Source organism: Leadbetterella byssophila DSM 17132 (genome assembly GCF_000166395.1).
GTDB lineage: Bacteria > Bacteroidota > Bacteroidia > Cytophagales > Spirosomataceae > Leadbetterella > Leadbetterella byssophila.
In genome coordinates this window covers 2,882,441-2,894,356 of the sequence record NC_014655.1, presented here as the reverse complement: position 1 = coordinate 2,894,356, position 11,916 = coordinate 2,882,441, and the positions used below count along the sequence as shown (strand labels likewise).

Annotated in this window: 8 protein-coding genes; 7 read left to right on the top strand and 1 reads right to left on the bottom strand. The window is 36.5% G+C overall.

Translation table 11 applies throughout. The features are described 5' to 3' along the window. Nucleotides 1–39 precede the first annotated feature (39 nt). Nucleotides 40–1,209 carry a M14 family metallopeptidase gene (locus tag LBYS_RS18395; protein WP_013409296.1) on the top strand — a complete coding sequence of 390 codons (1,170 nt, stop codon included), beginning with the start codon at nucleotides 40–42 and terminating at the stop codon, nucleotides 1,207–1,209. On the opposite strand, the gene LBYS_RS12950 is transcribed toward LBYS_RS18395, so the two are convergent. Further along, entirely contained in the window at nucleotides 1,206–1,889 is a 684-nt protein-coding gene (locus LBYS_RS12950) for a ComF family protein (RefSeq protein WP_083794591.1), read from the bottom strand. The two genes, LBYS_RS18395 and LBYS_RS12950, sit on opposite strands and share 4 nt — an antisense overlap. Nucleotides 1,890–1,892: 3 nt before the next feature. Here LBYS_RS12950 and LBYS_RS12945 point away from each other — a divergent pair, with 3 nt between their 5' ends. The 6 genes from LBYS_RS12945 (at nucleotide 1,893) to LBYS_RS12920 (ending at nucleotide 11,915) form a co-directional block, all read left to right on the top strand. Beyond that, on the top strand, nucleotides 1,893–2,243 hold the full coding sequence (locus tag LBYS_RS12945) for a hypothetical protein (protein WP_013409294.1): 351 nt from the start codon (nucleotides 1,893–1,895) through the stop codon (nucleotides 2,241–2,243). Between the two features lie 3 nt (nucleotides 2,244–2,246). Beyond that, on the top strand, nucleotides 2,247–3,011 hold the full coding sequence (locus LBYS_RS12940) for an exodeoxyribonuclease III (RefSeq protein WP_013409293.1): 765 nt from the start codon (nucleotides 2,247–2,249) through the stop codon (nucleotides 3,009–3,011). Between the two features lie 5 nt (nucleotides 3,012–3,016). Then, on the top strand, nucleotides 3,017–6,259 hold the full coding sequence (locus LBYS_RS12935; protein ID WP_013409292.1) for a DUF4175 family protein: 3,243 nt from the start codon (nucleotides 3,017–3,019) through the stop codon (nucleotides 6,257–6,259). Nucleotides 6,260–6,306: 47 nt separating this feature from the next. Beyond that, entirely contained in the window at nucleotides 6,307–8,169 is a 1,863-nt protein-coding gene (mnmG, locus tag LBYS_RS12930) for a tRNA uridine-5-carboxymethylaminomethyl(34) synthesis enzyme MnmG (RefSeq protein WP_013409291.1), read from the top strand. Continuing rightward, nucleotides 8,166–9,749, top strand: coding sequence for an Ig-like domain-containing domain (locus LBYS_RS12925; protein WP_013409290.1), 1,584 nt, complete (start codon nucleotides 8,166–8,168; stop codon nucleotides 9,747–9,749). The genes mnmG and LBYS_RS12925 overlap by 4 nt, the downstream gene beginning before the upstream one ends. A 360-nt stretch (nucleotides 9,750–10,109) precedes the next feature. Beyond that, nucleotides 10,110–11,915 carry a tetratricopeptide repeat protein gene (locus LBYS_RS12920; RefSeq protein WP_013409289.1) on the top strand — a complete coding sequence of 602 codons (1,806 nt, stop codon included), beginning with the start codon at nucleotides 10,110–10,112 and terminating at the stop codon, nucleotides 11,913–11,915. The last annotated feature ends 1 nt before the right edge of the window (nucleotide 11,916 follow it).

The window sequence follows — 11,916 nt, the reverse complement described above, 5'->3', positions numbered from 1 at the left end:
ATTTACTCTACTAACTTTGTAGACTAATAATCATTAAAAATGTATAAGATTTTACTACTAATGAGCTTCAGCATTACGCTTATAGCCCAAAACTTTAAAGGACAAGAGCCCATTAAGCCTGTGGATACGCGAAGTAGGCCTACTTTAGGACGGTGCAAAGGCAGGGTAGAATTAGGGGATGTTATCATCGAAAACAAGTTTGAAGGAGGCGCATGTGAGCAGCCTTACTTGGATTCAACAGGCGCCATTTGTATACCCATTGCACCGGAAAATGAACCCATAAATTCGAGTCCCTGGTATGCATTTAGAATTAGCACAGAAGAACATAGAGAAGTGGAGATAAAGTTAATATATCCTTCCAAATACAAGCACAGATATGATCCCAAATGGAGCGGAGACCGGGTGCATTGGCATCAATTGGGAGGAAAATCTTCGGGGAGTGAGTATACCTTTTATTTGGAACTGTCCAATAGGCCTCTTTTCGTGGCCTCACAGCCACTTTTTACTAGTTCTGATGTCTACAGATGGATTTTAGATTTAACAGGCTCAGAACCGCTAAAAATAGGAAATACGCCAAATGGTTTACCCATTCCCTATTTTGAAATAGGGAATAAGTCTTCAAAAAGACAATTGGTCTTTTTAGGAAGACAGCATCCACCAGAAGTGACGGGTCATAAGGCCATGCAGTACTTCATAGAAGAATTATCCCAGCTTCCTGAATTTACCGATAATTATCATGCATTAGTATTACCGTTGTTGAATCCTGATGGTGTGGACGCGGGCAACTGGAGGCATAATTCAAGGGGAGTTGATCTGAATAGAGACTGGTATGAATTTCATCAAGATGAAACGCGTTTGGTACGGGATTTCCTGAAAAATTGGGTACAAGGAGACTTAATATTCTCTATAGATTTCCATTCTACTTATGAAGACATCTATTATATCGTAAATCCGGACCTTAAGAAGGGTAGAACCAGATTTGTAGAGGAATGGATCAGGACATCGAGTAAACATTTACCGGATTATTCTCCACACATTAAACCTTTATATTTCGAACCACCTACTTCTACAGCATTCAGTTACTTATTTGAAACGTATGGCACGGAAGCATTGGTATTTGAGATCGGGGATAAGACGGAAGATGAATTTATACGTAAGAAGAGCAGAGCATCAGCAAGGGAACTAGTAGAAATACTTAAAAAATACTAGTCGGCTGCAGCTAAGCAAGCTATATAAACCTCCTTAACTCCTAGACCCAAAAGGACTACAGATGCCGCTTCTAAGGTGGCACCTGTAGTTAAAACATCATCCACCAGAAGTACTCGCTGAGGTATATTTTCTTGCGGAACACCCACAAATGCTTTCTGTAGATTTAAAAACCTGCTTAATCTACCTCCTGATTTTGTTTGGGTAACCGTATTTCTCTTTTTAAGAAGTAAATCTGCTCTTATTTGCACATTCCAAATTTTACTAATACCTAAAGCCAAACATGCTGCCTGATTAAAACCTCTGGTTTTCCATTTATCTTTATGCAAGGGTATGGGTACAATAGCATCCACATTCCAGAAAAATTCTCTGCCCATAGATTGGCCTAACCAGATGGCTAATTCCCTTTGATTTTTATATTTAATGGCATGCAGAACATCCTGAACAGCGTTTCCTTTCTGAAACTTGAGGTAGGCAAATACGCCGTGAATCTTGACTTTACCCCAAAATTTAGACCTTAGGTGGTCCATTTGTAAAGCTGAATATCTAGGCATAGACCAGAAGCAAGGTAAACAAATGGCACTTTCCCACTCTGTGATTTGTTTTTCACATGCTACGCAAAACCTTGGAAAGAAGAAATCAAGGAGGGAAGATCGTAGATAGTATAGATTAATATTCATCATTTTATGACCATTGAAGATAAAGAAATATGGGACAAACTTCTTCGTTTTTTAGAACAGACTACAGGTAAGAAACCCAAGGATTTAAATGGAGTATTGTTCCTAATAGGCGTTCAAGAATTAGGAAAGGGAGCCCTTAGATTTGAAAAAGAACAGAAGCAAGACCTATTGCATATAGCCATTTGTAAAGTACTTAGCCTAGACGGCTATTACCGATTGGCAGGTACAGATCAAGAAGGCTGGCCACATTGGGAAAAGCTGAAGGAATTGCCCAATATGGACCTTTTAGCCCAAGAAAACCTACTAAAGCATTATATCATCCGATATTTCCGCGAGGAAGTCGGCTTACATATCTAAACTATGAAAATTACTACATTTAACGTAAACGGCATCCGATCAGCCATTAACAAAGGCTTGCTGGAATGGCTAAGCAAAGAAAACCCAGATATTTTATGTTTACAAGAAATAAAACTTTCAGAAACTGAACTAGTTGAAAGTCTTTTCACAGATCTGGGTTACCATTGCTATTGGTATCCGGCAATTAAAAAAGGTTACAGTGGAGTAGCTATTTTAAGTAAAATACCTGCTAATCAAATAGTTAAAGGAATAGAACACGAATTATACGACTCAGAAGGAAGAATAATTTTAGCACAATTCGCTGATTTCCAGTTGGTTTCAGCATATTTTCCTTCCGGAACCACAGGAGATGTTCGCCAGGAAATAAAATATAAGTTTCTAGATGACTTTTTAATCTATGCAGAGAAACTCAAAGCTACAGGTACGCCTTTGTTGATTTGTGGAGATGTAAATATTTGTCACAAGGAAATAGATATACATAATCCTAAATCCAATGCAAAAACATCCGGTTTCTTGCCAGAAGAGAGAGCATGGGTAGACCGTTTTTGCGAATGCGGATTTGTGGATACTTTCAGACATAAAGTAAAAGACCCTCATCATTACACTTGGTGGTCATACAGAGCAGGGGCAAGAGGAAAGAACCTTGGATGGCGTATTGATTATATATTTGCAGCAAATATGTTACCGGAAAGTATTCAGAATGTGCACATTCACTCAGATGTGATGATGTCTGATCACTGCCCGGTTTCTTTAGAATTCAAATTGTAGAAGCTATGAATGCCGCAATGCAAAATACGATAGACAAAATAGGGGAGTATAAGAAAAAATTATACAAAAACCAGCTAATTAAAGGCCTATTAATCAGTACGGCTTTGCTATTAGGTTTGTTTTTGTTAATTAATTTTCTGGAATTCATCGGAAGATTTGGCACTTATCCACGACTAATACTATTTGTCATATACATTGCGGCATCTGCTTATACTTTGGCACAATTTATCCTGAAACCCTTATATTATCTATTTAATACAGACAACAAATTAAGTAACGAAGAGGCTGCAATTCAAATAGGGAGATACTTTCCAGAGATTAAGGATAAACTTATTAACACTATACAGTTAGCACAGGTAAATTCTGTGGATAATTCTTTATTGGAGGCTAGTATAGCGCAAAGAACCGAAGAGCTAAAATGGATTAAATTTGCGGATGCTATCCAGTTTCGGGATAATCGTAAGTATCTCAAATTTGTATTACCGCCAGTTGCCATCGCTCTGTGTATAGCTTTAGCCTTACCTAAATTTTATCATAGTACAGAAAGAATTGTAAAGTTCACCAAGACTTTTGCAGACCCGGCTCCCTTTACTTTCTATATAGAAAATGAAAAACTACAGGCTTACAAGCATGAAGATTTCACCCTACACGTAAAAATGCAGGGAGAAACTTTACCTGATGAAGTTTTTATTCTAGCTCAAGGAAGAAGATATAAAATGTTAACAGAGGATGGTATTAATTATAGCCATACCTTTAATCATATTCAAGAACCCACACCTTTTCATTTTGAAGCAGCAGGATATACTTCAGATTCATATAAGATTGACCTAGTAGGTAGACCACAATTATTATCATTCAATGTTTCTTTAAAGTACCCAGCATATTTAGGGAAATCCCCAGAAAATTTTGATAATGTGGGTAACTTAATCATCCCGGAAGGTACTATAGTACGCTGGTCCTTTAAGACGGATGCTGCAGATAAATTTGAAATAGTTTTCGACAGTAGCGATGTGGTTAATGTGGATAAAGGCATTTTTCGAGACTTCAACTATCAGCGAAAAATTTCCAAAAGCACCGCATACGAAATCCAATTACACAATGAACACAGTGAGAATGCAGATCCTATTCACTACTTTATCAACGTTATCCCCGATAGATATCCACAGATCACTTTTGAACAAATGGCAGATACCGCCTTATATCAATACATAGGAATAGGAGGGACCATATCTGACGATTACGGTATTACTAAGCTTCAGTTATTTTATAGAAATTCAAATAATCCACAATTCAAATCCATACAAATACCTTTTAACAAATCTTCTTTGTCACAAACTTTCTTTTACCAATTAGATTTACAAGAATTGGGATTATCAAGAAATGACCAATTGGAATATTATTTGATGGTTACGGACAATGATGGGGTGAAGGGACCAAAATCCACAAAAACCAGTACGCTACGTTACCTCATGCCCACGGATCAAGAATATTCACAGGATGTGGAAAACCAGGTGAATAAAGCAGAAAACCAATTTGATGAATTAGTAAAAAAATCGCGTGATTTCAAAAAGGACCTCAATACCATAGAGAATGAATTAAAGAAAAAGAAACAACTCGATTTTCAGGATAAAAAAGACCTAGATCGCCTACTTCAAAAGAAAGAGGAATTAAATAAGGAGATTCAAGATCTAAAAAACCAACTTCAGGAATTATTGGAGAAGCAAAGCAGATTTGAACAACAAAGTCCACAGCTTCAACAAAAAATGGAAATGATCCAGAAGATGTTAAACGAGTTAATGGAAAGTAAAGACTCCAAAGTATTAGAAGAACTAAAGAAAATGATGGAAAAGAGTCTAGATGAGAAATCACTAGACCAATTGGAAAAATTCAATAAGAACCAGAGAAACCTGGATAAAGAACTAGATAGAACATTGAAGTTATTCCAAGAACTACAAAGGAAACAAAAGATAGAGGAAACCTCTAATGAATTAAAAGAACTTGCTGAAGAGCAAGAGAAACTTAGTGAGGCAGATGCAAATCCACAAGATCAAGAAAAGATCAATCAAAAGTTTGAGGATATCAAAAAGAAGCTGGAGGATATAGAGAATAGAAGCAATGAGTTAAATAAGTCCTTCGACCCGATGGACGATAAGCAATCAGAAATATCGGAAGATCAGAAGCAGGCTAAAAAGGAACTATCACAACAAAATAAAGATGCTGCATCCAAAGCACAGAAGAATGCTGCCAAAAAAATGAAACAGATGGCAGAGGAGATGGAGCAACAAATGCAGTCGGCTGAAATGCAACAAGCCCAAGTAGACCTTAATGCCATGAGAGAAATTCTCGAAAATCTAATCAAGGTCTCGCACGATCAGGAAAGAATCATGAAAACATTTAGAACACTTTCTGTATCTGATCCAAGGTTTGTTCAATTATCACAGGAACAATTAAACATAGCGAATGACGCAAAAATAATTGAAGACTCCTTATTCACACTAGCGAGTAGAGTAATGCAACTAGAAGCTACAGTCACAAAAGAAGTGACGGCAATGAAGAACCACATTGATGAATCTGTAAAACTGATCCGCGAGAGAAAATTACCTCAGGCATCCATGCGTCAGCAGTCAAGCATGACCTCTATGAATAATTTAGCTTTATTATTAAGTGATGTTTTCAAACAGATGCAATCACAAATGGCAACTCCAGGATCCGGTAAAGGAAAACAAAATGGATCAAGCCCAGGGGATTTCGGAAAGAAACAACAAATGATTAACCAAAGGATGGAAGGTATTGGATCCGAAGGTAAAACACAAAGAGAAATTTCTGAAGAAATAGCTAAACTAGTTAATGAACAAGCTAAACTAAGAAAGGAACTTCAAGAAATGCAAGACAAACTAAACGGAACCGAAGTGGGCAAAAAACTTGGAGACGAACTCAAAAATCTTCAAAAAGAAATGGAGAAATCAGAGGAGGATCTTGTCAACAAAAAGATCACCCCAGAATTAAAAAGAAGACAAAAGTTAATTGAAACAAGACTACTAGAAGCAGACAAAGCAATAAAAGAGCAAGAACTTGATCCAAATCGCCAAGCTAAAACAGCACAAAAGATTCAAAGATCCACACCACCAGATCTAGAAAAATTCAAAAAAGAAAAAGAAAAACAAGTGGAATTATTGAGAACCACACCCCCTAATTACACACCATTCTATAAGAACCAGACAGAAAATTATTTCAAGAAGATAAATTAAAAAAAGTTTCACGTGAAACATGTTTCACGTGAAACACCAAAGGAAGTATGTTTAGTAAATATGATGTTATCGTGGTAGGAGCAGGCCACGCAGGATGTGAAGCTGCACACGCAGCTGCAACTATGGGATCAGAAGTTCTATTAATCACCATGAACTTACAGACCATAGCACAGATGTCTTGCAATCCTGCTATGGGAGGGGTTGCAAAAGGGCAAATAGTACGAGAAATCGACGCGCTAGGAGGGATGTCAGGAATTGTTTCAGACGAAACAATGATCCAATTCCGCATGTTAAATAGATCAAAGGGTCCAGCCATGTGGTCGCCAAGGTGTCAATCAGACAGAATGGAATTTGCATTAAACTGGAGAGATAAACTGGAAAGAAATCCAAAAGTATCCTTCTGGCAAGAAATGGTAACTGACATCCTGGTAAAAGACAATATAGTATATGGAGTCAAAACATCACTCGGACTAGAAATACATGCAAAAACAGTTGTACTAACTAACGGCACATTCCTAAATGGAAAAATACATATAGGAGAAAAGAACTTTGGGGGAGGAAGGACCGGGGAATCCGCAGCATTTGGAATAACGGAGAAACTAGTTTCATTAGGATTTGAATCCGGAAGAATGAAAACGGGAACACCACCTCGAGTAGATGGAAGGACCATCAACTACGAAGCAATGCAAGAGCAACTAGGAGATGAGAATCCAGAAAAATTCTCATATACAGATACTCCAAAACTAGAGAAACAAAATTCTTGTTGGATCAGCTATACCAACCTAGCCGTCCATGAAGAATTAAGAAAAGGATTCGATAAATCACCGATGTTTAACGGTAGAATTAAAGGACTAGGACCAAGGTACTGCCCATCTGTAGAAGACAAAATCAACAGATTTGCAGAAAAAGATAGCCACCAAATCTTCTTAGAACCGGAAGGTAGAACAACCATAGAGATGTATGTAAATGGATTCTCTACCTCACTACCGGAAGATATACAATATAAAGCCATCAGAAAAATACCTGGTTTCGAAAACGTAAAACTACTACGTCCAGGATATGCCATAGAATACGACTATTTCCCACCTACCCAATTAAAACTTACTTTAGAAACCCAGAGAGTAGAAAACCTTTTCTTCGCTGGACAAATCAACGGCACTACAGGCTATGAAGAAGCAGGGGCACAAGGATTAATAGCGGGTATAAATGCACATAGAAAAGCCCATGAATTATCAGCATTTATCCTAAAAAGAGACGAGGCATACATAGGCGTTCTAATAGATGACTTGGTGAATAAAGGCACAGATGAGCCGTACCGTATGTTCACTTCCCGAGCGGAATTCAGAACCATACTAAGACAAGATAACGCCGATATCCGCTTAACAAAAAAAGGATATGAAATAGGCTTAGCAAATAAAGAAAGACTGGATAGGGTAGAGGAAAAAATAAAGAATTCAGAAGAATTAATACATAAGTTAGAAACCACAAAATTGAGCCCTGAAGAGATAAATCCGTACTTAACAAAAATTAATTCATCTCCATTAAGGGAAAAAAGTACAATAAGTTCTCTAATAAAAAGACCTGAAATAGGTATAAAGGAACTAGAAGAAGGAAATGTACTAGTTCAGGAAATAACCAATACTTATACTAAGGAACAAAAAGAACAAGCTGAGATAAAAATTAAGTATGAGAAATATATAGAAAAGGAACTACTAATGGCAGAAAAAATAGCCAAACTAGACGAAGTAAAGTTAAACACGGAATTCGACTATATGGCTTTAAAATCCCTTTCTATAGAGGCAAGACAAAAATTAACTGCAGCAAAACCGATGAACCTCGGACAAGCCTCTAGAATCAGCGGGGTATCTCCAGCAGACATTTCAGTACTTATGCTATATTTAGGAAGATGAAGAAAATAATATATTTAGCTTGTATACTGCTTTCCTCCTGTGCTCAAATCATTGCACCCACAGGAGGAGAGCCAGATAAAACTCCACCCGAATTAGTAAGCTCTTATCCGGAAAACAAAACTAAAAACTATAAAGGAAAAGAATTTAAATTAAGCTTCAATGAACTAATTGATGCTAGTAAATTAAACAGTGAATTAGTGATAGTACCAGATCCCGGTCAACCCTATGAAGTTAAGGTAAAGAACAAGGAGGTAATCATCAAATTCGACAAAGAGCTTGCCGAGAATACAACCTACACCCTAAATTTCAGAAATGGAATAACGGATCTAACAGAAAAAAATCCAGCAAAAAACCTAAAATTAGTTATTAGCACTGGATCAGAAATAGATTCCTTACAAGTATCAGGTAATATAAAAGACTTATTCACTAAGGAAGAAAAACTAGATGTTACTGTAGGGCTATACCCTTATGACACTCTAGACTTTGGTAAAAAGAAACCATTATACTTTATTAAAACGGATTCCTCCGGAAACTATACCTTTGAAAACATCAAAAGCGATAAATATTTCCTTTTAGCATTTACAGATAAAAACAATAATCTCCGATTCGATCAAAAAGAGGAACAAGTAGGATTTTTGCCAGACAGTATACATGTCAACCAAAATTTAAACTTGTCTTCAATAGAAATATATAGAGCGAATCACACTAAAAATAAAATTAAAAGAACTATAGTACGCGAAAATGAAATGGTTTTACAATTAGAAAAACCAGTGCTGCGCGCAAGTATAATCTTTGAAAATAAAGAGGATAGTTTAAAAACCTCCATGTTTGCAAAAGGGCCAGAAATAAAGTTCTTTAGGTTAGAGAAGGAAATTCAAGACAGTATTAAAGCAAAAATAGTATTACAGGATTCCCTATTGATTTCCGATACACTGCAACAGAAAATATACTTCAAACCAGAAAGCAATAGAAAAAAGAAAATAGGCACTATAAGCCTACTTTCCTCTATCAAAAATCAACAGGAAGTAACCACCGATATGAAGTATGAATTTTCAGTAGATCAACCCTTAAAGAGATTAGATTTGGAAAAGATTCAATTGAAAGCAGATACTAATGAGATTGCAGTAAACAATATATATATAATTGATAATCAACATTTTACTATAGAGATCCCTAAGGTTAATGCGAAAGATATTGAAATACATATACCATCAAACATACTAGAAAATTACCAAGGAGACACCAATACGGTTGTAGTACTTAAAAACCCCCTTTTAAAGGACGATCAGCTAGGTTTAGTGGAGGGAGAGGTTCAAGACAAGGAGAGGCCTAAAATAGCCCTGTTACAAGACGAAAACCGGACAAAAATAATCCGACAGATAAACTTTACAGACAGATTCATTTTTGATAAAATAGTACCAGGCTCATACCAAATCACTATTGTATTCGATGATAATAAAAATGGTATTTGGGATCCGGGAAATCTGGAATTAAGAAAACTACCTGAAGAAGTACTTAGTACTAAGGAGCCTATACGAATTAGAGCGAACTATGAATTTAGGAATCTAAAAATAGAATAGAATGTGGAAAACCCTGTGATAAGTCTGTGCAAAAGCAAGGATAAAATGGAAGTAATAAACATTAACTCTATTTTAATAAAAGGAAAGAAACAGGATGGGGGATAAAGTGGAATAAACATCTAAGTTACCCAGGATTTATCCTCTATCCACCACCCTGTGGAAGGAGTACGGATAAGAAATCAACATAAACGGATCAAGAATTGAAAATCAAACAATTAAATGTTAATATCGTTTCAAGTTATAAACATTAGAAGTCAATTACCCACAATCCACAAATACAAATAAACTATTCCACAAATTCACAGGAATAGAAGATAATAGAAAAAAGAATTAATTAAATAAGATTTTATATTTATTAGCATGTGCAGGTCTATAGTGTATAGTTTTTTATTGATCTTGTTGTCGCTTGGTTTTTGCAAGGGGCAGGAGGTGGAGATGGCCTACGCGTATTTCTCACAGGGGGAATATGAGAAAGCTGCTGAGATTTATAAAAAATTATCGGAGGATAAGAAGTATGCCAACTTGATACATAATGAATATGTAGCCACTTTGATGAAGTTGCGTGACTTTACTTCTGCGGAACGGTTCATTAAACAACAAGTAAGCAGATTCGGAACTACTCTCACTTACCAGGCAGATTTAGCAGAGGTGTATGAGGCTAGTGGAAAAAAGGATTTGGCCGCAAAAGAGTTTGAAAAGATTATAGAGCAAGCAGCGGGTACAGATAATAAGTTTTTCGAGGTATATAATTTCTTCTATCGTAATCAGAAATTGGAATGGATAGTAAAACTAATTCTTAAAGATAGAGAAGTATCCAAAATACCGTTTAAGTACGATAATGTACTTGCCAGAACCTACAATGTCTTAAATCAGAAAGATAAAATGGTGGAGGAAGCCATGGGATTTGGCAAGAGGCAAAATAATCCGGATTATGTAAAGTCGGCAATACAGGATTCCTTTGTGACGGAAGAAGAAATTAAATATATAGAGGATTTACTTTTTCAAAAGATCCAGAATGAACCTAATGAGACCTTCTATACGGATCTTTTGGTTTGGTGGTTTGCACAAAAAGGGGATTTCCCTAGAGCGTTCACGCAGGCGAGAGCCATGGATAAGCGTTTAAACCTGGGTGGAGCGAAGATCTTTGAGTTGGCCTACCAGAGTTACATTTCTAAGGATTATAAGAGCGCAGCGCGAATGTATCAGTATATTATGGACGAGTATCCCGATTCAGATCTATATCCTTATGCCCGTACTTGGATGATAAAAAGCAAAGAGGAATTAGTGAAAACTACTTTTCCCATTGAAGAAGAAGCCATCCGGGATTTAATAGCGCAGTATCAGAAAATGATACAGGAACTAGGCCATAATATTAAAACTTCTGAGGCCATGCGAAACATGGCTTTACTGCAAGCTTTTTATTTACATGATTATACAGAGGCCGTATCTACTTTAGAGACAGCGGTTAATACCGTTCATGGAAATCCTAAGTTCAGAGATCAGTGTAAGTTAGATATGGGTGATATCTACTTACTTAGGGATGAACCCTGGGAGTCTACTTTGTTGTATATGCAAGTAGAAAAGTCTCAGAAAGAGGATAATTTGGGTGAATTGGCTCGACTGAAGAACGCAAAGTTGCAGTATTATACTGGTCAATTTGAACTGTCCAGAGATATTTTGGATGTATTAAAAAAAGCAACTTCAAAAGAGATTTCAAATGATGCTATGCAACTGAGTTTGCTTATTGAAGATAACACCGGATTAGATACTTCAGAGGTAGCACTGGAACGCTTTTCAAGGGCTGATTTGTTAATATTCCAAAACAAATATCAACAAGGTTTAGATACTTTGAGTGTTTTGTGGAAAGACTATAAATCTCATGCCTTAGCAGATGAAATTCTCTGGTTAAGAGCCAATACTCTACTAAAAGTGAATAAGATAGAAGAAGCCATAAAGGATCTAGAAATCTTAGTAAGTGAATTTCATCAGGATATACTGGCAGATGATGCGCTCTATCTTTTGGCACGAGTTACTGAGGAAAATTTAAAGGATAAAGAGAAGGCTATGAGCCTGTATAGAAAGGTTTTGACGGATTATCCTGGCAGTGTCTTTAGTGCCCAATCCAGGGTAAGATTCAGAGAATTACGTGGAGATTATATAAATTAAT

Excerpts from the sequence above, each read along its gene's own strand:
- LBYS_RS18395 (WP_013409296.1), top strand. The coding sequence starts at position 40 with ATGTATAAGATTTTACTACTAATGAGCTTCAGCATTACGCTTATAGCC.
- LBYS_RS12950 (WP_083794591.1), bottom strand. The coding sequence starts at position 1,889 with ATGATGAATATTAATCTATACTATCTACGATCTTCCCTCCTTGATTTC.
- LBYS_RS12945 (WP_013409294.1), top strand. The coding sequence starts at position 1,893 with ATGACCATTGAAGATAAAGAAATATGGGACAAACTTCTTCGTTTTTTA.
- LBYS_RS12940 (WP_013409293.1), top strand. The coding sequence starts at position 2,247 with ATGAAAATTACTACATTTAACGTAAACGGCATCCGATCAGCCATTAAC.
- LBYS_RS12935 (WP_013409292.1), top strand. The coding sequence starts at position 3,017 with ATGAATGCCGCAATGCAAAATACGATAGACAAAATAGGGGAGTATAAG.
- mnmG (WP_013409291.1), top strand. The coding sequence starts at position 6,307 with ATGTTTAGTAAATATGATGTTATCGTGGTAGGAGCAGGCCACGCAGGA.
- LBYS_RS12925 (WP_013409290.1), top strand. The coding sequence starts at position 8,166 with ATGAAGAAAATAATATATTTAGCTTGTATACTGCTTTCCTCCTGTGCT.
- LBYS_RS12920 (WP_013409289.1), top strand. The coding sequence starts at position 10,110 with ATGTGCAGGTCTATAGTGTATAGTTTTTTATTGATCTTGTTGTCGCTT.